The organism is Brevundimonas sp. GW456-12-10-14-LB3 (assembly GCF_059424365.1).
Genome location: NZ_JBWKZJ010000011.1, coordinates 31127 through 54434, shown reverse-complemented (window position 1 = coordinate 54434; position 23308 = coordinate 31127). Strand labels below are relative to the sequence as shown.

The window sequence follows — 23308 nt, the reverse complement described above, 5'->3', positions numbered from 1 at the left end:
CGTCAACCTGGCCGCCGTTGAGGGACGAGAGAGCCGGGACGCGTGAGGAACCATCAGGAACGGGAATAATCATGACCGACGCGTCAAGCGCAGGACCGATTGAGATCAAGGCGCCGTCGCCGGGCAAGTATCGGTGGATCATCATGTGGCTGCTGTTTGCAGCCATGGTCATCAACTATGTCGATCGCCAGATGATCGGCTTCTTGAAGCCCATGCTGTCAACCGAGTTCGGTTGGTCGGAGACCGACTACGCCGACATCGTCTTCTGGTTCCAGGCCTCCTACGCCGTGGCCTATCTGCTCTGGGGCCGGATCATGGACCGCGTCGGCGCACGCTGGGGCTTGGGCGTGGCATTCGGCATCTGGCAGATCGGCCACATCCTGCACGGTGCGGCGCGGGATCTGTCGCACTTCATGATGGCGCGCATGCTCCTGGGCGTCGGCGAGGCCGGCGGATTCCCTGGAGGCATCAAGGCCGTCGCCGAGTGGTTCCCCAAGAAGGAACGCGCCCTGGCGACGGGCCTGTTCAACGCGGGCACCAATATCGGCGCCATTGTCACGCCCCTGATCGTTCCGGGTCTGGTTCTGGCCTTCGGCTGGCAACTGGCCTTCGTCATCACCGGCCTGCTGGGCCTAATCTGGCTGCCGATCTGGCTTTTGGTCTATCGCCGGCCGCGCGAACAGAAGCGGCTGTCGGCCGCCGAGCTGGCCTATATCGAGCAGGATCCTGCCGATGTCGTTGAAAAGGTCAAATGGACCAAACTGTTGGGCGTTAAGGAGACCTGGGCCTACGCCCTGGGCAAGTTCCTGATCGATCCCATCTGGTGGATGTTCCTGTTCTGGCTGCCGGACTTCCTCGGCAAAACCTACGGGCTTGATCTGAAATCCTTCGGCCCCCCGCTGGTCGCCATCTACCTGTTGTCGGACGTGGGATCGGTCGGCGGCGGCTGGCTGTCGTCTCGCTTCATGCACCGCGGCATGAGCGTCAATAGGGCCCGCAAGATCACCATGCTGATCTGCGCCCTGTGCGCCGTCCCGGTCGCTTTCGCCGCCATGGCGTCCAACCTCTGGGTGGCGGTCGGCATCATCGGTTTGGCCACTGCGGCCCACCAGGGCTTTTCGGCCAATCTCTACGCCCTGCCGGGCGACGTCTTCCCGCGCTCGGCGGTCGGTTCGGTCGTCGGGATCGGGGGCATGTTGGGGGCCATCGGCGGCATGGCGATGGCGAAGTACGCCGGCTATGTGCTGGAGCAGATCGGCACCTATACGCCGATCTTCATCGTGGCGGCTTCAGCCTATCTGATCGCCCTGTTGGTGGTGCATCTGCTTTCGCCGAAGTACGCTCCGGCCAAGGTCTGATCAAAGCGCGGCCGGACGATCACTCGTCCGCCCGCTTCTTTTTGGATGAAGAGATGAAGCTGCTTCGAAGACATCTGCTCGGCCTGGTCTTGGCCGCAGGCGGGCTGGCGTTCGGACGACCGGCGGCGGCCGAGGCTTTCTCTGCTGGAGAGCGGCAGGCGGCCGCGCCGCCCGACCCCGACGAAACGATCCGGTTGTGGCCCCGCGGCGCGCCGGGCGCGGAGGGGGTGCGGCTCACGCCGATCGTGCCGGAGCGTTCGACCGATCCGGCTTTTCACGACCGCTACGCCCAGTACACCGATGATCCTATGCTGACAGTCTTTCGGCCGGCACGGCCCAACGGCTCGGCCCTGCTGTTGATCCCGGGCGGCGGCTACCGTTGGGCGGTTCTCGACAAAGAGGGCTACGACGTCGCCCGCGTCTTCGCGGCGACCGGTACGACCTGTTTCGTGCTTCGCTACCGACTTCCGGCGGATGGTTGGGCCGCCGGGCCGGACGCCCCGCTACAGGATGCGCAACGGGCGATGCGGCTGATCCGCTCCCGCGCGGACGTCTATGGAGTGGACCCGGCGCGGATTGGCGTCCTCGGGGCCTCTGCGGGCGGGCATCTCGCAGGATTGCTCAGCGCCAGGCGCGATGAGACCTATCCCGCCATCGACGCCGAAGACGCCGTTTTGCTAAGGCCCGACCTGACGGTCTTGATGTACCCGGTGGCCACCATGGCTGACCCCCACGCCCACCAGGGTTCGCGAACCCATCTGCTGGGCCAGGCTCCTGCAGCGGACCAGATCAGGGCCTATTCTCTGGAGGCGATGGATTGGCGGGACGCCGCGCCGGTTTTCATGCTTCACGCCATGGACGACCTGGCGGTCCCGGTCGAGAACAGCCTTCAACTGTTGAGCACGCTGAAGGCTGCGGCCGTGCCGACGGAGGCGCACATCTTTCAAGAAGGCGGCCACGGCTTCGGCGTACGTCTGATCCAGGGCCGGCCCGCCCAGGTCTGGCCTGACTTGGTCCGGGCCTGGGCCGGTCGGCTGAACGTGCCGCTCTAGGCGGGTCAGGTTCCGGGCTGGATATAGGGAATGGCGGCGAAGAAGGCGCGCTCGTCGCCCCTGGGATCGTTCGCCATGCGTGGCTCGACATCAAACAGCAGAGTCTGGCGCTGTGGCAGTTCGTAACGGTCCCAGCGCGGCAGGCCCGGGTGGTTCGGATCACCGTCCCGCGCCAAGGCGGCGAACGCCTTTCGCATGGCCGCCGAGACGGTCTCGGCGCCAGGACCGTTCACGCGGGATTCAGGCGAGGCGACGGTTCCGAAGACCAGGGGGATGTCCGCCGTGTGGAAGGCGCCCTTGCGGCCCGAGGCCATGACGCCGGGAAAGTCGAGCTGATAGACCCAGGCGGGCGCTCCGGCCTTGGCGCGTTCCTCGGCCTCGATCACCGCCCCACGCCAGGATCGGCCGGCCGTGGTCGCGGCGATCAACACCTGGTCGGGCGACCAGTCGGGATGCATGCGACGATAGGCGTCGACGACGACCTCAGGCGCGACGTCGATCCGCATGACGGACGGCGTCAATCGACCCGGCAGCGTGTCCCAGGTCAGATTCTGGTTTTTGGGATCGTCGCCCATGAAGCCCAGCGTCTCCTCGCGGGTATTGCCGATGATCATGGGCGTCTTGAGACCCGAGGACGCGGCGTCCGGATAGAAGGGATGTCGGGGCAGGGCGCGGAAATCCAGAACCGGGCCGAAATACAGTCCGCCGAACCCGAGAATCGGGTCCTGCTCCGCCTGGGCTTCGAGCAGGCGTTCCACCGGCAGGGTCGCCGCCTCGGCCGCGCGATCGGGCGTCAGCCCCAGGGCCTTCAACCAGGTCACAGCGCGAGTGGTGGCGTTGATCGGCCCGGACGCCGTGACCTGTTGACCGCTCATGGTGGCGGCGCAGTGGAACAGGCCTTCCGCCGCCGGCATGGCCATCAGGGTGGCGATCTTCGCGCCGCCGCCGGACTGGCCGAACAGCATGATCCGATTGGGATCGCCGCCGAAGGCCGCGATATTGTCGCGAACCCATCTCAGCGCGAGGATCAGGTCAAGCTGACCGAGGTTGCCGGAGTCTTCAAAGCCCGGAACGAGCCGCGCCAGATAGGCGTAGCCGAAGGCGTTGAGGCGATGATTGAGCGTGACCACGACCACATCCTCCTCTGCGGCCAGTCGCGAGCCGTCGTAGAGGGGATGCGAGCCCGAGCCGGTGGCGTAGGCGCCGCCATGGATATAGACCATCACCGGCCGCCGAGCGGCGTCGGCGCCAGGGGTCCAGACATTCAAGAAAAGGCAGTCTTCGCTTTGGTTGGGTTCATCCCCGCGTTGAGGAGCGGCGGCGCCGAACTGGACGGCGAGGACCGGCGTCCGCCAAGGCGCGGGCGGTTCGGGCGGCCGAAATCGCCGTGTCGGGGCTCCGTAGCGAATCCCCTTGAAGACGCTGAGTTCTCCTTCTCGCAGGCCGATGACGGGCCCAGCCGTCGTCGTGACGCGCGGCGCCGACGCGCGCGGCCCTGCCGTCGCCGTTTGCGCTATGACGGCGGCGCTCAAACCCGCCGCTAAGGCCGATCGCCGCGTCATGGACGTCTGTTCTGCGGAACTGCTGGAGAGGGGCTGCTTCAACCTGATGTCCTTCCCTGTCGCCGGTGTTCTGTCGCCCGGTCGGTAATGGTCGGCAAGGCCGCCTTGCCTATGATGCGCGGGCCGCGAAAACCCGTCAGAGGTCCGTCTTGCAATAGAAAGGCGACTGTGCGTACAACAACTATGACACCGGTAGCAGTACTTTGGCAAACCAAAGCTGACACCGGTGTCGTCCGCCAGCAGCGGGCGGCTGAACGGAGGCGATTGATCTCCGAGGGCCATGAACGGGAGGAGAAAGCCAGATGACCCCACGCCAGAAATTCGCCCAACGCGCCCTGACCGCGACCGCATCGCTCGGCGCCTTGACCCTCGCGCTCATGGCGCACGACGCCGCCGCTCAGGCGACCGAGACCGCGCCTCAGCTCCAGAACGCCACTGAGGTTGACGAGATCGTGGTCACCGGTTTTCGGGCCAGCCTTCAGAACGCCCTGAACATCAAGCGGCGCGAGGCGGGCGTGGTGGACGCCATCTCGGCTGAAGACATCGCTGACTTCCCCGACACCAACCTCGCCGAGTCGATCCAGCGCATTCCCGGCGTCTCCATTGACCGCGACGCCGGCGAAGGCCGCACCCTGACCGTCCGGGGTCTAAGTTCGGAGTTCACCCGGACGCGGATCAACGGCATCGAAGCCCAGGCTTCCACCGGGGCGACCGATTCTTCCGGCGGCGTGAACCGAGGGCGGGGCTTCGATTTCAACGTCTTCGCCTCGGAGCTCTTCAACAATATCACGGTGCGCAAGACCTCCTCGGCCGAGGTGGAGGAGGGCTCTTTGGGGGCCACGGTGGACCTTCGGACCAGCCGACCCTTCGACAAGATGGGCTTCCAAGGCGCCCTGTCTGGCCAGTACGGCTACAATGACCTGTCGGAAGACTGGAGCCCCCGCTTCGCGGGCCTGATCTCCAACACCTGGGCCGACGATCAGCTGGGCGCCCTGTTTTCCATCGCCTACAGCGAACGTGAGAGCCTGGAAGAAGGCTTCAGCTCCGTCCGTTGGGGTCCGGCCAGCGCCGACGGGGGTTTCCAGAACGGCAGCGTCCTGCCCAGCCCGGCGAACACCTATCATCCGCGTATTCCGCGCTACGGCAGCCTTGAACATGGTCAAGAGCGGCTCGGCGCGACCCTTTCGCTTCAGGCGCGGCCCGGCAACGGGCCGACCCTGTTCACCCTGGATATGCTCTACTCCAAGTTGGATTCGACCCGCAGCGAGAACTTCCTGCAAGCCTGGTCCCTCAGTCGAGGGGCGGATCAAGGCGGCAAGCCCCAGGTGGATATCGTCGATTTTGCAATCGATCCCGACACCGGCGAGATGACCTATGCCCGGCTCGACGACATGGACATCCGCAGCGAGCAGCGGTTCGACGTCCTGGAGACTGAGTTCAAACAGATGACCTTTGCGGTCGAACACGAGTTCTCGGACCGACTGAGGTTCAACGGCCTGATTGGCCGGGCGGAATCGAGCTTCGGCAATCCGGTGCAGGTCAGCGCCATCATCGACCGACAGAATGTCGACGGCTACTCCTATGATTTCCGGGAAAATCGCAATCTTCCGGCCATCAACTGGGGCTTTGACGTCACCGATCCGGCGCAATGGTCCATCGTCGGCCCGACCGGCGCCCAGCCCCGGTCCGAGCTGCGCTCCAGCGCCAACTTTCAGGACAATGTCTACACCACCGGCGAAGCCAATCTTGCGTTCGAGTTGAGCGAGCGTCTGACCCTGAAGGCGGGCGTCAGCCGCAAGGAATATGAATCAAGCAGCCGGGCCTTTGCGCGGCTGGCGAATGGCGCGCCGGCGCTTCCGGCTGGGGTGACCATGGCGGATGTGACGGATCTGCGGACCGGGTTCGGCAAGAATTTGGACCTGCCCGCCGGGGCGGCGACATCCTGGATCCGTCCGGACCTGGAGGCGCTGCAAACCGTCTGGGATTATCGTTGCAACTGCGACACCGGGGTCGCCGGCGGCGACTTCCGTCTGATCGGGTTGAACGGCAACCCCTCTACCTACGGCAACTGGCGCGAGGTGACGGAGACCGACACGGGCGGCTTCGTTCAGGCGGATTGGAATCTGGAGATCATGGGCCTGCCGGTCCGCGGCAATGTCGGCGTGCGTCAGGTCAAGACCGAGGTCGAAGCCCTGGGCTATTCCAACGTCGGCGGGGTGGCGACGCCGGTGACGGGCCAGAACGAGTATGAAGACACCCTGCCGTCGCTGAACGTCGCGATTGAGCCGATGGAGGACCTGATCGTCCGCTTCGGCGCCGCCAAGGTGATGTCGCGTCCGCCGGTCACCAGCCTTGTTCCGGTCTTCGCGCTGAGCGCGGTCAACGCATCGAGCAACACCGCCTCGCTTGGAAACGTCGAACTGGAGCCCTATCGCGCCAAGACCTATGATCTGTCGGTCGAATATTATTTCGCGCCCGAAGCCCTGCTGTCTTTCGCCTATTTCTACAAGGACATCTCCACCTTCGTGCAGACGACCCAGCAGACCCTGACCTACGGCGAACTGACGGCGCTCAATCCCGTGGCCTTCCCGGCGGTCTCCACCCGGCCGCCCGGTTCGCCCTATGTGTTCAGCACCCCTACCAATACGGAAGGGGGGCCGCTGAAGGGGTTTGAAATCAGCTACCAGCAGACTTTCAGCTTCCTGCCGGGGCCGCTGTCCAACATCGGCGCGCTGCTGAACTACACCCACGTCGAGTCTGAGATCGACTACTGCACCACGGCGAGCTGCACCGTCATCGTGACTGAGGATCTGGTGAACCTGTCGCCCGAGGCTTGGAACGCGACCCTCTACTATGACGACGGCAAGCTGAACGCGCGGGTCTCAGCCGCCTACCGCGACGCCTATTACCAGAATGTCCCGGGTTCAAACGGCGCGGCGGGTCTGATTCCGTTCCAGGGCAAGTCCGAGACGACGACGATCGACGCCTCTGCCTCTTACAATCTGACGGACAGCCTCAGCTTGTCGGTTGAGGGGCTGAATCTGACGGACGAGGAAAACCGTCAGAACCACGGCGACCTAGGCGGATCGCGCGACAGCACCTATGTCTACCATCACACCGGCCGCCAGATTTACATCGGGGCGCGCTACCGCTTCTGATCGACGGGGCTTCCTGTCCATCGTGCGGCCGAACGGGCGATGCTTAGGCATCGCCCGTTTTGCATGAAAGGCCCTGAGTTTGGCCTTCACGCAGCAAGAACCCCGGTCCCGCAAGGCGGAACCGGGATTGGAAGGTCAGATCGGTTGGTGATCAGGCCTTTGCGGCCCGTTGCTTATCCGACGCGCTGCGGGCCAGCTCGCGGTTCATCCACAGGGCGACCAGGGTGCAGATCGCGCCGGACAGCAGATAGGCGCCGGCGGCGATCAGGCCGAACTGGCTGGAGATCCACAGAGCGGCGAGGGGAGCGAACCCGGCCCCGAACAGCCAGGCCAGATCTGACGTCAGGGCCGAGGCCGTGTAGCGGTTGGCCAGGGAGAAGCTGGAGGCCACCGGACCCGAGGCCTGGCCAAATGACAGGCCCAGCAGGATGAAGCCGGAAATCATGAAGGTCAGCTCGCCGATCGCGCCGCCGTTCAGCAGTTGAGGCGCAAAGCCCGAGAAGGCGGCGATGCCGGCGGCTGTGATCGCCAGCAGGGTCCGGCGGCCGTAACGGTCAGCCAGAAGACCCGAGGCCAGGATGGACAGAAGACCGAAGGCGGCGCCGACCATTTCGATCAGCAGGAAGCGCACCGGCGTCTCCTGCGTGAACAGGAAGACCCAGGACAGGGGGAAGACGGTGACCATGTGGAACATGGCGAAGCTGGCCAGGGGCGCGAAGGCGCCGATGGCGATGCGCGGACCCTCGGCCTTAACAGCGGTGTGGACCGGCACCGGCTGAAGTTCGCGCGTCTCGAACAGCTTCTGGAAGCTGGGGGTGACGACGATCCGAAGCCGCGCGAACAGGGCCACGACGTTGATCGCGAAGGCGACGAAGAACGGATAGCGCCAACCCCAATCCAGGAAGTCGGCGGCCGACAGGGTGTTCAGGAAGAAGGCGAACAGGGCGGAGGCCACGATCAATCCGATCGGGGCGCCCAACTGCGGGATCATGGCGTACCAGCCGCGCCGGTTCTCCGGCGCGTTCAGGGCCAGAAGCGACGCCAGCCCGTCCCAGGCGCCGCCTAGGGCGACGCCCTGGCCGATGCGGAAGACGGCCAGCAGGACGGCCGCAGCGATGCCGATCGTCTCGTAGCCCGGCAAGAAGGCGACCGCGACGGTCGAAGTGCCCAGAAGGAACAGAGCGGTCGTCAGCTTGGCGCCGCGCCCGAACTTCTGGTCGATGGCGATGAAGAGGGCGGTGCCGAGAGGCCGCGCCAGGAAGGCCAGGGCGAACACGGCGAAGGACAGCAGGGTGCCGCCGATCGGACCCGCAAAGGGAAAGATCAATTGCGGGAACACCACGACAGAGGCGATGGCGTAGACGAAGAAGTCGAAGAACTCCGACGTGCGGCCGATGATCACACCAATGGCGATCTCCCCGGCGTCCACCTTGCCATGGCTATGGTCATGACGGGCATGGAGGGCGGCGGCGTCGCGTTCCAGCGACTCTGACGAGGGGGTCGTCGAGGCGGACATGGGCTGGCATCGCTCCGTAAAACGGGTAAAATTGGAAGATCACGGCTCAGACGCCGTATTATGACCGCGCGCCCTTTGCGATGAAAGGCGGTCCGAGGGGATAGGACAGATTGTCCAATGTCGTTCCGCATCGAAGCTGACTATCGGGCCGAATTCGAACGCCAACCGTCGCGACTCCTCCCCCTTGTCCGACGTTTTCCGATTGGAGCCGTCTTGCGCCTTCTGCGCCTACTTCTGCTCGCGCCCCTGGCAGCCGCGCTGTCGGCCTGCGACCTGGTCGTCCTGAAACCTGCAGGCGACGTCGCCCAGCAGCAGGGCGACCTGTTGATGGTGTCGACCCTGCTGATGCTGCTGATCATCGTGCCGGTGATGGCTCTGATCGTCTTCTTCGCCTGGAAGTACCGGGCGTCGAACAAGGAGGCCGAATATCAGCCCGACTGGGACCACTCGACCCATCTGGAAGTCGTAATCTGGGCGGCGCCGCTGCTGATCATCATCTGCCTGGGCGCCCTGACCTGGGCGGGCACGCACCTCCTGGACCCCTATCGCCCGATCGACCGGATCAAGCCGGGGCAGGCCGTGGCGGAAAACGTCGAGCCCCTGCAGGTCAATGTGGTGGCCCTGGATTGGAAGTGGCTGTTCATCTATCCGCAGTACGGGGTGGCGACGGTCAATGAACTGGCTGCGCCGGTGGATCGTCCGATCCGGTTCCACATCACCTCCTCCTCGGTGATGAACTCCTTCTATATTCCGGCCCTGGCGGGTCAGATCTACGCCATGCCCGGCATGGAGACCAAGCTGCACGCCGTGATCAACCGGCCCGGCGACTACGAGGGCTTTTCGGCCAACTATTCGGGCGACGGCTTCTCGCACATGCGTTTCGTCTTCCACGGGGTCGATCAGGCCGGGTTCGACGGCTGGATCGCCGGCGTGCGGCGCGGCGGTCAGGCCTTGGACCGCGAGCGTTATCTGGAACTGGAAAAGCCCAGCGAGAAGGTCCCGGCCCTCTATTTCGCCAATGTCGAAGGCGGACTGTGGGACGCCATCCTCAATATGTGTGTCGAGCCCGGCAAGATGTGCATGGGCGAGATGATGCAGATCGACCGCAAGGGCGGCCTCACCATGGCTTCGGTGCGCAACACCATGCCGCTGGTCTACGACAAATACGCCGGCCGCGGGAAGAACGCCGCCGTCTTCGGCTCCGACGACAGCTATGTGATGACCATCTGCACCCCCTTGCAGGCCGAGGCGGCCGCCGCAGAGCGTATTCGCCGCGCTGAATTGGATTCGGTCAGCGCCCCGGTCAGCCTGGCTCCTTTGATGGGGCAGGGCCTGTCGCTTCAGGGACAGCCGATGGCGGCGCTGTCCCGATCACAACAATCGACGGGGGCGGTTTCGACCGACGTCCGTTCCGCCCCCAACGCTTGAGCGAACACAGTCGATGAACGCTGACACCCTCATTCCCCTTATCTTCGGGCGGCTGACGCTCGAGGCCCTGCCGCACGAGCCCATCGTGCTGGCGACCATGGTCGTCGTCGTGCTCGGCGGGGCCGCCCTGGTCGGCGCCCTGACCTATTTCAAACTGTGGGGCTATCTCTGGAAGGAGTGGTTCACCACCGTGGACCACAAGAAGATCGGGATCATGTACATGATCCTGGGTCTGATCATGTTCGTGCGCGGCTTCGCCGACGCCATCATGATGCGCCTGCAACAGGCCATGGCCTTCGGCGGATCCGAGGGCTATCTGAACGCCCACCATTATGACCAGATTTTCACCGCCCACGGCGTGATCATGATCTTCTTCGTGGCCATGCCGCTGGTGACGGGCATCATGAACTATGTCGTGCCGCTCCAAATCGGCGCGCGCGACGTGTCCTTCCCCTTCCTGAACAACTTCAGCTTCTGGATGACGACGGCCGGCGCCGTCATCGTAATGGCCTCGCTCTTCGTCGGCGAGTTCGCCCGGACGGGCTGGCTGGCCTATCCGCCGCTGTCGGGGATCGGCTATAGCCCCGGCGTCGGCGTCGACTACTATATCTGGGCGCTTCAGATCGCGGGGGTGGGGACCACCCTGTCCGGCATCAACCTGATCGCCACCATCGTGAAGATGCGCGCGCCCGGCATGGGCATGATGAAGATGCCCGTCTTCACCTGGACTTCGCTGTGCACCAACGTGCTGATCGTGGCGTCCTTCCCGGTCCTGACCGCCGTCCTGGCCCTGCTGACGCTGGACCGTTACGTCGGCACCAACTTCTTCACGAACGACTTCGGCGGCAATCCGATGATGTACGTGAACCTGATCTGGATCTGGGGTCACCCGGAGGTCTACATCCTGATCCTGCCGCTGTTCGGGGTCTTCTCGGAGATCGCCTCGACCTTCTCGGGCAAGAAGCTGTTCGGCTACACCTCCATGGTCTACGCCACGGTCGTCATCACCATCCTGTCTTACCTGGTGTGGCTGCACCACTTCTTCACCATGGGCTCAGGCGCCTCGGTGAACTCCTTCTTCGGCATCACCACGATGATCATCTCGATCCCGACGGGCGCGAAGATCTTCAACTGGCTGTTCACCATGTATCGTGGCCGCATTCGTTTCGAACTGCCGATGATGTGGCTGGTCGCCTTCATGCTGACCTTCGTCATCGGCGGTATGACGGGCGTGCTGCTGGCGGTGCCGCCGGCCGACTTCGTGCTGCACAACTCGCTGTTCCTGATCGCCCACTTCCACAACGTCATCATTGGCGGCGTGTTGTTCGGCCTGTTCGCCGCCATCAACTTCTGGTGGCCCAAGGCCTTCGGCTTCAAGCTGGACAAGTTCTGGGGGATGGTCAGCTTCTGTTGCTGGGTGCCCGGCTTCTGGCTGGCCTTCGCGCCCCTGTACGTTCTGGGTCTGATGGGCGTGACGCGCCGGATGCGCGTGTTCGACGATCCGTCGCTGCAGATCTGGTTCGTGATCGCGGCCATCGGCGCGGGCGTCATCGCCCTGGGCATCGCCGCCATGTTCATCCAGTTCGCGGTGTCGATCATCAATCGCGACAAGCTGCGCGACACGACCGGCGACCCTTGGGGCGGCCGAACGCTGGAATGGGCGACCTCTTCGCCGCCGCCGGCCTATAACTTCGCCTCCACCCCCGTCGTCCATGACGCCGACGCCTGGTGGGACATGAAGAAGAAGAAGTATCAGCGCCCGCTGAGCGGCTACAAGGCCATTCACATGCCCTCGAACACGGGCGCCGGCGTCATCATCTCCGGCCTGTGCCTGGTGATGGGCCTGGCCCTGGTCTGGTACATCTGGTGGCTGGCGGCGCTCAGCTTCCTGGGCGTGCTGGCGGTCTCGATCGCCCATACTTTCAACTACAAGCGCGACTACTACATCCCTGCGGATGAGGTCCGCGCGACCGAAGAGGCGCGCACCCGCCTCCTGGCCGGAACGGAGGGCTGATCCATGAGCGCGACGGCGATCAAGATCGACGACCCGAACGTCTTCCACCTGGAAGAGGAGCCGCATCACGAGGAAGGCTCCAGCACCATGCTGGGCTTCTGGCTCTATCTGATGAGCGACTGCCTCATCTTCGCGATGCTGTTCGCCGTGTTCGGCGTCGTGGGGGGCAACTATGCCGCAGGTCCCGGACCGAAGGAGCTGTTCGACCTGGAGCTGGTGGCGGTCAACACCGCCATGCTGCTGTTCTCGTCGATCACCTACGGCTTCGCCATGCTGGCGATGGACAAGAACAAGACGCGCCAGACGCTGATCTGGCTCGCCGTCACTGGCCTGTTTGGTCTGGCCTTCCTGGGGATCGAGCTCTACGAGTTCGCCCACCTGATCCATGAAGGCGCGACGCCGCAACGCAGCGCCTTCCTGTCGGCCTTCTTCACCCTAGTCGGCACCCACGGCCTGCACGTGACCTTCGGCATCATCTGGCTGGTGACGCTGATGGTCCAGGTCAGCTGGAAGGGGCTGATCCCCGCCAACAAGCGCCGCCTGATGTGCCTGTCGATGTTCTGGCACTTCCTCGACGTCATCTGGATCGGCGTCTTCACCTTCGTCTATCTGCTGGGCATGGTTCGATGAGCGCCGACAAGAACGACCACTCGCCGGAGTCCCACGACACCGACCACCTGGGCCACGAGGGGCATAATCACGGCTCCTTCAAGAGCTATCTCATCGGGTTTGTGTTGTCGGTGATCCTGACGGCCATCCCCTTCTGGCTGGTCATGACCGGGGTCCTGCCGACCCAGGCCACCGCCCTGATCGTCATGGCCTTCGCCGTGGTGCAGATCGTGGTGCACATGATCTACTTCCTGCACATGAATTCGAAGTCCGAAGGGGGCTGGACCATGCTGGCCCTGATCTTCACGATCATCGTCGTGGTCATCGCCCTGTCGGGCTCGCTGTGGGTCATGTATCATTTGAACACCAATATGATGCCCTCCACCCATGACATGAGCCAGATGTCCTCCTGAGAGGACGGCTAGGAGACCGCCATCCAGGCCCGGCAGTCCATCGCGCGGCGTACTTCCCCGGTTCTCCTCTGGGCCGGGCTGGGGGCGGCCCTGCTGTTCGCCGGCTTCGTCGCCCTTGGCGTCTGGCAGCTCGAGCGGCTGAGGTGGAAGACCGAGCTGATCGCACAGGTGGACGCCCGGGTTCACGCCGCCCCTCAGCCGGCGCCGGGCCCCGCCGCCTGGGCGACGCTGTCTCAGGCCAATGATCAGTACCGACGGGTCATGGTCCGCGGCGTGTTCGATCATGGCCGCGAGACCCTGGTTCAGGCGGTGACCGACTATGGCGCCGGCTTCTGGGTTCTGACGCCGCTGCGAACGACGCAAGGCTTCACCGTTCTGGTCAACCGGGGCTTCGTTACCCCCGAGAGGCGCGCGCCCGAGACTCGAAGCGGCGCGCAGGTGGGCGGTCCGCAGACCGTCGTGGGTCTTTTGCGCGTCACCGAGCCCGGAGGCGGCTTTCTTCGCGCCAATGATCCCGGCGCGGGGCGCTGGTATTCGCGCGACGTCGCGGCCATTGCGGCGGCGCGCGGCCTGTCGAACGCCGCACCCTATTTCATCGACGCCGACGCCCGACCGAACCCGGACGGATGGCCGCGCGGCGGATTGACCGTTATCGCCTTTCCGAACTCTCATCTCGTCTACGCCCTCACCTGGTTCGGCATGGCCTTGCTGACCCTGGTCGGATACGGCGTGTTGGCGCGCGAAACGCGACGCCGACGGGCGGCGCCATGAACTCGGTCTTGCAGCGCCTGTTCGGAATGGGCGACTGGCGCGAGACGGCGGTGTCTCAGGAAGCCGTAAACCGCCGCAATCTTCGCCTTCTGGTGCAGTTGCGATGGCTGGCCGTGGCGGGACAGATCGCCACCATCCTGATCGTCCACTTCCTCATGGATATTCGGGTTCCGATCGGCTGGCTGCTGATCGCCCCGGCCGGTCTGGTGGTGGTGAACCTGATCAGCATTCCATTGACCCAGAGGCGCGACGCCATATCCGATCAGGAACTGATGCTGGCGCTTCTCGCCGACGTCGCCGCCCTGACATGGCAACTCTTCCTGACGGGAGGCGCGGCCAATCCATTCGTGGCCCTCTATCTGTTGCAGGTGGTCCTGGGCGCCGTGCTTCTGGCGCCGGCCTACGCCTGGTCGCTGATCGTCGTGACCAGCCTGTGTTTCGGCGGGCTTGGCCTGTTCAACCGGCCGCTCGACCTTCCCGCAGAGCATGGCGGGGGCTTAAGCCTCTATCTCGCGGGTGGGCTGATCTGTTTTCTGCTAATGGCGGTTTTGCTGGTCCTGTTCATCACCCGGATCACCGAGAACCTGAGAGCCAGAGACGCCTATCTGGCGGACATCCGACAGCAGGCGACCGAGCAGGACCACATCGTCCGCATGGGCCTGCTCGCCTCCGGCGCAGCCCATGAACTCGGGACGCCCCTGGCCTCCCTTTCTGTCATCCTCAGCGACTGGCGTCGCATGCCGCTCCTGAAGGCCAACGCTGATCTGATCCAGGACATGCAGGTGATGCAGGCCGAGGTCGAGCGCTGCAAATCCATTGTGACCGGCATTCTGATGTCGGCCGGAGAGGCGAGGGGACAGGCGCCGACCCAAACTACCCTGGTGCGATTTCTGCGCGAGGTCGCCGACGGCTGGGGCGCGCGGGACAGCCGCGTGAAGGTGGAGCTGACGCCGTGGAACGGACTCGATCCACGGATCATCGCCGACCCGGCCCTGCGACAGGTTCTGAGCGTCCTGTTCGACAATTCGGTCGAGGCGGGCGCCCGGCGGGTCATCGTCACGCCCACGGTGACCGAAGGCTGTTTGCAGGTCACGCTGCGGGACAATGGGCCGGGCTTCCCCGCCACGGTTCTTGAGCGGCTGGGCAAGCCCTATAATACGACGAAGGATCGCCCTGGCGCGGGCCTGGGCCTGTTTCTGCTGGTCAATGTGATCCGCTCCCTCGGCGGCGTGGTCGAAGCGTCCAATCCCGCCGCAGGCGGGGGAGAGGTGCGGCTGACCGTCCCGATCGACGTCCTGGCGCCGGAGGATAATTCTGCTGGAGAACTTCCATGAGCGATGAAGCCCCCGTGCTGTTGATCGTCGAGGACGACGAGTCCTTTTCGCGCACCCTGCGGAAATCCTTCGAGCGTCGCGGCTACACTGTCGTCAGCGCCGACGGCCCCGACCAGATGGGCGAGGTTTTGAAGACGCATCGGCCCGGCTTCGCCGTAGTGGATCTGAAACTGGGGGGCGCCTCGGGCCTGGCCTGCGTCTCCACCCTGCATGCGCTGGACCCCGAGATGAACATCGTCGTCCTGACCGGCTTCGCCAGTATCGCGACGGCGGTGGAGGCCATCAAACTGGGCGCCCGTCACTACTTGGCCAAGCCGGCCAGCACCGACGACATCGAGGCCGCCTTCGGCAAGTCCGCAGGCGACGCCGATACGCCGCTGACTACTCGTCCCACCTCCATCAAGACTCTGGAATGGGAACGCATTCACGAGACCCTGGCTGAAACCGACTTCAACATCTCAGAGGCCGCCCGCCGCCTGGGCATGCACCGCCGCACGCTGGCGCGAAAGCTGGAGAAGCGCCGCGTCACCTGATCGACAGGCTGAGGTCGTCGTCGCATGCCAAAGGCGGCGGTGAGCGATCGGATGTGGAGGGAAGGGGGCGCCGCCGATCGCGTCGGCGACTAATCCCGAGTGGCTCCGCGGGTAGGATTCGAACCTACGACCAGCCGATTAACAGTCGGCTGCTCTACCACTGAGCTACCGCGGAACTGCTCGGGAGGCGGGCCTATAGCAGCGGCCGTTCGATTCGTGCAATGGGGAAAATGACGAATGCGCACGATCTCCATCCATGACCCTGACGATCCGAGGATCGCCGGCTTTCGCCACATCCGCGAACGCGACCTGACCGGCCGCGAAGGGCTGTTCGTGGCCGAGGGCGAGGTGGTTTTGCGCGTTCTAGCCTCCGCCGCTTCACGCTGCCGTCCACGCGCGATCCTGTTGGCGCAGAAGCGCGTCGAGGCGCTGGCGGACATCATCGCGACCCTTCCGGCCGACGTCCCCGTCTATGCGGCGTCCCAGATGGTGCTCGACGGGATCGCGGGCTTCGCCCTGCACCGCGGCATCCTGGCCCTGGGGGAGAAGCCGGCGGCGGCTTCCGTCGAGGCCCTGCTGTGCGACGTGCGAGCAGATGATGTGTTCGTCGTGGCCTGCGGCGTCGGCAATCACGACAATATGGGCGGCCTGTTCCGCAATGCGGCCGCCTTTGGCGCGCGGGCGGTTCTTCTGGACGACCTCTGTTGCGACCCCTTCTATCGCAAGGCCATTCGGGTTTCCGTCGGGGCCGTGCTGCGAACCCCATTCGCCGTGGGAACCAGGGCGTCAGCCTTGGTCGAGGCGCTTCGAGCGGCCGGCGTCGAGGTGCTGGCGCTGACGCCCTCGGCGACCGAGCGATTGGCCGACTATCGTCGCAGCGGACCGGTGGCCGTCGTGTTGGGATCCGAAGGGCCGGGCCTGCCCCCAGAGGTGATCGGTCGATGCCGGGCGGTCGGCGTTCCCATGGCGGGCGGCTTTGATTCGCTGAATGTCGCGGCGACCAGCGCCCTGGCTCTGTATCAGATGACATCGAACGGAGATCACCCAGAGTTTAAGCGTTAACCTTCTATTCACCTTGCGTGTCGAACGAAGTTGTGGCGACCATCGGCCTGCTGGGGGGGCTGATCATGAATCTTCTGTACTTTCTGAACAGGAACGCCAGGGTCGCTCTGGCTATCGCCTTGGGTGTCGCCGCCTTGGGCGCGGCCGGTGCGATCGGGTGGATCACCGCACCGGTCTGATTCGGATCGGCGGCTGAGACAAAAGGGGCGCGAACCGTGCGGTTCGCGCCCCTTTTCAGTGCAGCGTCTCTTCGCGATGGAGGCCTGACCGGGAATCGAACCCGGGTGCAAGGATTTGCAGTCCTCTGCGTCACCACTCCGCCATCAGGCCGCTGTGATCCCCGATCACTCGGGGGCGGTCATCGCGAGGGGCGTTCGCTATCAGATCGGATTGTCCGCTGCAACGCACGGAACTATAAGCACGCGATAATTCCTCTCCCCCTCCCGTTTGAAGGCTGACCACAGATGGATTTCACTGCCGAGCGCAAGGCCATGGTCGATTCCCAGGTTCGCGTGAACGATGTCACCAGCCATGAGATCCACAAGGCGATGATGGCGGTGCCGCGCGAGAACTATTGCGCGCCAGACCGGATCTTCGCCGCCTATTCGGATGCTGAGGTCGAGATCGCGGCCGACCGTCGATTGATGCCGGCGCGGGATTTGTCGAAACTGCTTCAGGCCGCCGACGCCCGCGAGGGCGAAAAGGCCCTGGCCATAGCGGCGCCCTATGCTGCGGCGGTGCTAGCGCGCATGGGCTTGACGGTGACGGCTCAGGAAGCCGAACAGGCGGTGTTCGACGTTGTCGGGGCGCCTTTGGAGGTGGAAGGCGTCGCGACGGCCCTGGCCCCGCTGAGCCGACCGGTCGGCGAGGGCTGGGATCTGATCGTCTGCGAAGGCGGCGTCGCCGCCCTGCCGGACGCCTGGGGCGCCGCCCTGCGGATCGGCGGTCGGATGGTTCTGGTCGAGCGTCGTGGCGCTATCGGCAAGGCGGCCCTCTACACCAAGGGCCGAGAAGGGCTGTCTCGCCGCGAACTGTTCGATTCGTCGCCGGCCCTCCTGGCGGAACTGACGCCGGCGCCCAGTTTCGCCCTGTGAAACCGACGGTAAGCCCGGGTGCAGCCTGGACTCGGCGGTGAGCGTGAAAAAAACTTAACTGGCGTGGAACGGGCGGAAGCCGCAGTTACGCTGAAGAACATCGGACGCTCGCGGGGGCGTCAGGCAAGGACGGACAATGTTGAAACGCTCGCGTACCCTGGCTTCGGCCGCTGTGGTTGCTCTCGTGACCGGACTGGGCGCGCCCGCCTGGGCTGAAACCCTCCAGGATGCGATCGCCCTGGCCTATCGCACCAATCCGAACCTGCTGGCGCAACGCGCCAACCAGCGGGCTTTGGACGAGACGGTCGTTCAGGCGCGGTCGGGCCTGCGGCCGACGCTCAGCGGTTCGGTGGGGGCCAGCTACACCCGCAACGACTTTCCGACCGTGACCCAGTTTGTCGACACCAACAATGACGGCGTGCCCGACACCCAGGTCTCCAGCTCGTCGAGCGAGAGCGACGGCGCCACGGCCGGGGTCAGCCTGTCCCAGAACATCTGGACGGCGGGACGCAGCGCCCTAGCGATCGACCAGGCCCGCGCCGGGGTGTTGGCGGGCCGGGAGACCCTGCGCGGTACCGAACAGTCGGTCATGCTGGCGGTGATCCAGGCCTATGTGAACGTCACCCGCGACATGGAGATCCTGCGTATTCGCGAGGAGAATCTGTCGGTTCTTCAGCGCCAGCTGGAAGAGACCAGCGCACGGTTCGAGGTGGGGGAGATCACCCGCACCGACGTGGCCCAGGCCGAAGCCTCCCTGGCTCAGTCGCAGGCCGACCTGGCCAGCGCGCGGGCGCAACTGTCGACCTCGCGCGCCGCTTATGCCGCCGTGGTGGGCCAGTCGCCGACCGACCTGGAGGCCGCCCCCGTCCTGCCGACGATTCCGGCCGATTTCGACGCCGCCATGGAGGTGGCCCTGGCGCGCAACCCCGGTCTTCTGGCGGCGCAATACCGGCTTCAGCAGGCCGAGGCGGCGGTGGCGGCGGCGCGCGCCGAATATCTGCCTTCCATTCGTGCGACAGCCTCCTACGGCGGTACGGCGACCGACCTCAGCAATCTGGATGAGCTGGCGGATCGCCGCAGCTTTACGGCCGGCGCCACCCTGTCGGTGCCGCTGTTCACCGGCGGCCTGAACCGTTCGCGGGTCGCCCAGTCCCTGGAACAGGCCAACGCCGCCCAGATCGCCATCGAGGCCGAACGGCGCACCATCCTGCAGAACGTCAGTTCCGCCTACGCCCAGGTTCTGTCCACACGGGCGAACGTCACCGCGGGGAACGAGGCGGTTCGCGCCGCCTCCGTCGCCGCCGAGGGCGTGCGGCAGGAGGCCCAGGTGGGCCTTCGCACCACTCTGGACGTGCTGAACCAGGAAGTGGCTCTGCGCTCGGCCCAGACCGCCCTGGCCAGTGCCCGCGCCGCCGAATATGTCGCCCGCGCCTCGCTGCTGTCGGCCATGGGACAGTTGGAAGGGCCTGCCTTGAACCCGACGCTGGAAGCCTATGACGCCAAGGCCAACTACGACCGCGTGCGCAATCGCGGGGCCTTGCCCTGGGACGGCGTGATCGAGGCGCTGGACCGGGTGGCCTCGCCGCCCGTCGTGGACGCTGACGATGCGCCCGACGCCGCGATCGACGCCCAGCTGAAAAGCGAAGTTGTCGAGACGGCGCCGCAGAATTGAGCCTCTGATCAGCCTTCAAGCCTAAAACGCCCGTTGATTCCGGCGGGCGTTGGTGCGACGACAAACGGGCGGCCGGGGGGATCAGCAGTCTTTTCGGGGCGTGTCGCGACGTCTGGCGTCGTGTCTCAGTTTGTTCCAGGTCTCTCCAAGGTTTAGCCATGACCGATCAGCCCGCGCAGGAACCGACCATGGAGGAGATCCTGGCGTCTATTCGCCGGATCATCTCCGAAGACGAGGCGCCGGCGGAAACCCCCGCTGCTGCGGCGGCGGAGCCGCAAGCCGCCCCCGAACCGGAACCCCAGCCGGAGCCTGAGCCGGAACCGGCCGAGACCATCTTCGCCGCCCAGCCGGAGCCGGTCGCCGATGCCGAGCCCCAGCCAGCGGCTGCGGAAGAAGACGTTCTCGAGCTGACCGAGCTTTATGAAGCGCCGCCTGCCGCCGAGAGCATCGGCGATCTGGATGTGGTCGAAGCCGTTGAAGAGGCCCCTGCCGCGATGGAGCCGGCGCCTGCGGCGTCCAGCGGCTATGATGCCCTGGTTGGCGAAAGCGCCGCCGCCAGCGCCGCCTCGGCCTTTGCGGGCTTGGCGGCCAGCTTCAAGAAGCCGGAGGCCGCGCCTGCGCCGGCGGGAGGCGACATGAGCTTCGTCAGCGGCAATACGGTCGAGGCGATGGTGGCGGAAATGCTGCGTCCGCTGCTCAAGGACTGGCTGGACAACAATCTGCCGGGGATCGTCCAGGCGGCGGTACAGAGGGAAGTCGAACGCATCGCGCGCAGCGCCTAGCCCTTCGCTTCACCTCAGACTATCGAGGGGCGGCTCCTGAAGGGGCCGCCCTTTGTCATTCAAGGCCGCGCCCTGGCCGCACGACAACGATCAAAGAAGACCCATGCTCGAAAAGACCTTCGAACCCCAGGCCGCCGAACCCCGCCTGTACGCCCAGTGGGAAGATAGCGGCCTGTTCGCGCCCCGCGCGGAAGGGGCCGAGGGCGCCTATTCGATCGTCATTCCGCCGCCGAACGTGACGGGCAGCCTGCACATCGGCCATGCGCTGAACAATACGCTTCAGGACATCCTGGCCCGCTATCACCGGATGAAGGGCAAGGCGGTGCTGTGGCTGCCGGGTACGGACCACGCCGGCATCGCCACCCAGATGGTGGTCGAGCGCCAGCTGGCCGCCGCCGGAAATGTCGGGCGGCGCGACATGGGTCGCGACGCCTTCATCGACAAGGTCTGGGAGTGGAAGGCCGAGAGCGGCGGGACCATCGTGCGCCAGCTGCGCCGCCTGGGGGCCTCGTGCGACTGGTCGCGCGAGCGGTTCACCCTGGACGAGGGGCTGAACGCGGCCGTGCGCAAGGTCTTCGTGCAACTGCACAAGGAGGGCCTGATCTATCGCGACAAGCGGTTGGTGAACTGGGATCCGCATTTCCAGACCGCCATCTCGGACCTGGAGGTCGAGCAGCGCGAGGTGGACGGCGCCTATTGGCATTTCGCCTATCCGCTGGCGGACGGCGTCACCTACGAACACCCCGTCGCCTTTGACGAGGACGGCGAGGCGACGGAATGGGAGACGCGCGACTTCATCGTGGTGGCGACGACCCGGCCCGAGACGATGCTGGGCGACACCGGCGTGGCCGTTCATCCGGAGGATGAGCGGTACAAGGGGCTGGTCGGCAAGTTCGTGACCCTGCCGATCACCGGACGCCGTATTCCCGTTGTGGCTGATGAGTATGCTGACCCGACCAAGGGCTCGGGCGCGGTCAAGATCACCCCGGCGCATGATTTCAACGACTTCGGCGTCGGCAAGCGCGCCGGCCTGCCGGCCCTGAACGTCATGGACGCCTTCGCCCGGATCGTCGCCGACGACGTGCCGGAAATCCCGGCCGAATACGTCGGCATGGACCGCTTCGCCGCGCGCAAGGCCATCGTGGCTCGCGCCGAGGAAGAGGGCTGGCTGCGCGAGATCGAGAAGACCAAGCATGTGGTGCCGCACGGCGACCGTTCCGGCGTGGTCATCGAGCCCTGGCTGACGGACCAGTGGTACGTCGACGCCAAGGTCCTGGCCCAGCCCGCGCTGAAGGCGGTGGAGCAGGGCGAGACGGTGTTCGAGCCGAAGTCGTACGAGAAGATTTATTTCGAATGGCTGAGGAACATCGAGCCCTGGTGCATCAGCCGCCAGCTATGGTGGGGCCACCGGATCCCGGCCTGGTACGGTCCGAACGGCGAGATCTATGTCGCCGAGACGGAAGAAGACGCCCGCGAACTGGCGATGGCGGACTATGATTCCGAGGTCGCCCTGACCCAGGACGAGGACGTGCTGGACACCTGGTTCTCCTCGGCCCTGTGGCCGTTCTCGACCATGGGCTGGCCCGAGAAGACCGAGGATCTGGAGCGGTTCTATCCGACCAGCGACCTGGTCACGGCGGCGGACATCATCTTCTTCTGGGTCGCCCGGATGATGATGATGGGCCTGCACTTCATGGACGAGGTCCCGTTCAAGCGGGTCATCATCAACGGCCTGGTCCGCGACGAAAAGGGCCAGAAGATGTCGAAGTCCAAGGGCAACGTCATCGACCCCCTGGGAATCATCGACGAACTGGGCGCCGATCCCTTGCGCTTCACCATGGCCATCCTGTCTGGCACGCGCGACATCAAGCTGTCGAAGCAGCGGATCGAGGGATACCGCAACTTCGGCACCAAGCTGTGGAACGCGGCCCGGTTCAGCCAGATGAACGGCTGCGCCCGCGTCGAGGGCTTCGATCCCGCGACCGTCGAACAGACGATCAACCGCTGGATCCGGGGCGAACTGACCAAGGCCGAGCGGGCCGTGTCGGAGGCCATCGAGGGCGGGCGGTTCGACGATGCGGCCGGGGCGCTGTACCGGTTCGTCTGGAACGTCTTCTGCGACTGGTATCTGGAGCTGGCCAAGCCGATCTTCCAGGGCTCGGACGAGGCCGCAAAGGCCGAAACGCGAGCCATGACGGCCTGGACCCTGGACCAGACGCTGAAGCTGCTGCACCCGGTCATGCCCTTCATCACCGAGGAGCTGTGGGCCGAGCTGGGCAAGGAGGGGCCGGCGCGCGAGACCCTGCTGATCGGCGCCGAATGGCCGGTGCTGCCGGACGGCTTCATCGAAGCCTCGGCCGAGGCCGAGATCGGCTGGCTGGTCGATCTGGTCGGCGAAATCCGGGGGCTGCGGGCCGAGATGAACGTGCCGCCGTCGGCCAAGGCGCCGCTAGCCTTCGTCGCGCCGGACGCCGCCACGGCCGAGCGGATCGCACGCCATCGCGACCTGATCCTGACTCTGGGCCGAGTGTCCGAGGTCGGTTCGGCGGACGCCGCGCCGACGGGGGCCGTGACCTTCGTCTCGGGCGGATCGACGGCGGCGCTGTCGCTGGCGGGGATCATCGACCTGACCGCCGAACGGGCGCGGTTGGAAAAGGAGATCGCCGTCTTTGACGCCGATATCGGCCATGTGAACAAGAAGCTGGGCAATCCCAACTTCGTGTCGCGCGCCGCGCCCGAAGTGGTCGAGGAGCAGCGCGCCAAACTGGCCGAGGCCGAGGCGGGCAAGGTCAAGCTGCAGGCGGCGCTGGCGCGGCTCAGCGAGATCGGATGACCCAATCCTCCCCCACGGGGGAGGGGGACCGCGCGCAGCGTGGTGGAGGGGCCCTGCCCCGGACACCAGCCTTGGATCGAGCCCCCTCCACCGCTTCGCGGTCCCCCTCCCCCGTGG

At 65.4% G+C, this 23308-nt stretch carries 17 protein-coding genes and 2 tRNA genes; 15 read left to right on the top strand and 4 right to left on the bottom strand.

What is annotated here, in order from left to right:
• Positions 1 to 71 precede the first annotated feature (71 nt).
• Positions 72 to 1358 (top strand): MFS transporter, encoded by a 1287-nt coding sequence (locus tag AC07XS_RS06850; RefSeq protein WP_152950316.1) that lies wholly within the window; start codon positions 72 to 74, stop codon positions 1356 to 1358.
• Between the two features lie 53 nt (positions 1359 to 1411).
• A complete protein-coding gene (locus tag AC07XS_RS06845) occupies positions 1412 to 2410 on the top strand; it encodes an alpha/beta hydrolase (RefSeq protein WP_182714292.1) in 999 nt (332 codons plus the stop codon).
• A gap of 5 nt (positions 2411 to 2415) precedes the next feature.
• On the opposite strand, the gene AC07XS_RS06840 is transcribed toward AC07XS_RS06845, so the two are convergent.
• Positions 2416 to 3972, bottom strand: a complete 1557-nt coding sequence (locus AC07XS_RS06840) for a carboxylesterase/lipase family protein (RefSeq protein ID WP_182714307.1) — start codon at positions 3970 to 3972, stop codon at positions 2416 to 2418.
• 302 nt (positions 3973 to 4274) lie between these two features.
• Between AC07XS_RS06840 and AC07XS_RS06835 the strand changes: the two genes are divergently transcribed.
• Positions 4275 to 7130: a TonB-dependent receptor gene (locus AC07XS_RS06835; protein WP_182714291.1), complete on the top strand. Its 2856-nt coding sequence runs from the start codon at positions 4275 to 4277 to the stop codon at positions 7128 to 7130.
• Positions 7131 to 7281: 151 nt separating this feature from the next.
• On the opposite strand, the gene AC07XS_RS06830 is transcribed toward AC07XS_RS06835, so the two are convergent.
• Positions 7282 to 8646, bottom strand: a complete 1365-nt coding sequence (locus AC07XS_RS06830) for an MFS transporter (RefSeq protein WP_152950312.1) — start codon at positions 8644 to 8646, stop codon at positions 7282 to 7284.
• Positions 8647 to 8859: 213 nt separating this feature from the next.
• Here AC07XS_RS06830 and cyoA point away from each other — a divergent pair, with 213 nt between their 5' ends.
• The 7 genes from cyoA to AC07XS_RS06795 are packed head-to-tail and all read left to right on the top strand — an operon-like array spanning position 8860 to position 15748.
• On the top strand, positions 8860 to 10074 hold the full coding sequence (cyoA, locus tag AC07XS_RS06825) for a ubiquinol oxidase subunit II (protein ID WP_182714290.1): 1215 nt from the start codon (positions 8860 to 8862) through the stop codon (positions 10072 to 10074).
• 13 nt (positions 10075 to 10087) lie between these two features.
• Complete coding sequence (cyoB, locus tag AC07XS_RS06820) at positions 10088 to 12088, top strand: cytochrome o ubiquinol oxidase subunit I (protein WP_054765836.1); 2001 nt, start codon at positions 10088 to 10090, stop codon at positions 12086 to 12088.
• Between the two features lie 3 nt (positions 12089 to 12091).
• Entirely contained in the window at positions 12092 to 12718 is a 627-nt protein-coding gene (cyoC, locus tag AC07XS_RS06815) for a cytochrome o ubiquinol oxidase subunit III (RefSeq protein WP_054765835.1), read from the top strand.
• Complete coding sequence (gene cyoD / locus AC07XS_RS06810) at positions 12715 to 13110, top strand: cytochrome o ubiquinol oxidase subunit IV (RefSeq protein ID WP_152950309.1); 396 nt, start codon at positions 12715 to 12717, stop codon at positions 13108 to 13110. Before cyoC ends, cyoD begins: the two co-directional genes overlap by 4 nt.
• Positions 13111 to 13131: 21 nt before the next feature.
• Entirely contained in the window at positions 13132 to 13881 is a 750-nt protein-coding gene (locus AC07XS_RS06805; RefSeq protein ID WP_321208060.1) for an SURF1 family protein, read from the top strand.
• Positions 13878 to 15215 (top strand): ATP-binding protein, encoded by a 1338-nt coding sequence (locus AC07XS_RS06800; protein WP_152950307.1) that lies wholly within the window; start codon positions 13878 to 13880, stop codon positions 15213 to 15215. Before AC07XS_RS06805 ends, AC07XS_RS06800 begins: the two co-directional genes overlap by 4 nt.
• Positions 15212 to 15748, top strand: coding sequence for a response regulator transcription factor (locus AC07XS_RS06795; RefSeq protein WP_152950306.1), 537 nt, complete (start codon positions 15212 to 15214; stop codon positions 15746 to 15748). Before AC07XS_RS06800 ends, AC07XS_RS06795 begins: the two co-directional genes overlap by 4 nt.
• A gap of 100 nt (positions 15749 to 15848) precedes the next feature.
• Here AC07XS_RS06795 and AC07XS_RS06790 read toward each other — a convergent pair.
• Positions 15849 to 15923: transfer RNA gene (locus AC07XS_RS06790), tRNA-Asn, on the bottom strand.
• Between the two features lie 62 nt (positions 15924 to 15985).
• Between AC07XS_RS06790 and AC07XS_RS06785 the strand changes: the two genes are divergently transcribed.
• Positions 15986 to 16810, top strand: coding sequence for a TrmH family RNA methyltransferase (locus AC07XS_RS06785; RefSeq protein ID WP_182714289.1), 825 nt, complete (start codon positions 15986 to 15988; stop codon positions 16808 to 16810).
• Between the two features lie 256 nt (positions 16811 to 17066).
• On the opposite strand, the gene AC07XS_RS06780 is transcribed toward AC07XS_RS06785, so the two are convergent.
• Positions 17067 to 17140, bottom strand: a tRNA-Cys gene (locus tag AC07XS_RS06780).
• A gap of 134 nt (positions 17141 to 17274) precedes the next feature.
• On the opposite strand from AC07XS_RS06780, the gene AC07XS_RS06775 reads away from it, so the two are divergent.
• The 4 genes from AC07XS_RS06775 (at position 17275) to AC07XS_RS06760 (ending at position 23191) form a co-directional block, all read left to right on the top strand.
• Positions 17275 to 17904, top strand: a complete 630-nt coding sequence (locus AC07XS_RS06775) for a protein-L-isoaspartate O-methyltransferase family protein (protein WP_182714288.1) — start codon at positions 17275 to 17277, stop codon at positions 17902 to 17904.
• A 136-nt stretch (positions 17905 to 18040) separates the two neighbouring features.
• Complete coding sequence (locus tag AC07XS_RS06770) at positions 18041 to 19576, top strand: TolC family outer membrane protein (RefSeq protein ID WP_182714287.1); 1536 nt, start codon at positions 18041 to 18043, stop codon at positions 19574 to 19576.
• Positions 19577 to 19734: 158 nt separating this feature from the next.
• The gene (locus AC07XS_RS06765; RefSeq protein WP_182714286.1) at positions 19735 to 20358 is read left to right on the top strand and encodes a DUF2497 domain-containing protein; all 624 of its coding nucleotides are present in this window, start codon (positions 19735 to 19737) and stop codon (positions 20356 to 20358) included.
• A 103-nt stretch (positions 20359 to 20461) separates the two neighbouring features.
• On the top strand, positions 20462 to 23191 hold the full coding sequence (locus AC07XS_RS06760) for a valine--tRNA ligase (RefSeq protein ID WP_182714285.1): 2730 nt from the start codon (positions 20462 to 20464) through the stop codon (positions 23189 to 23191).
• Positions 23192 to 23308 lie beyond the last annotated feature (117 nt).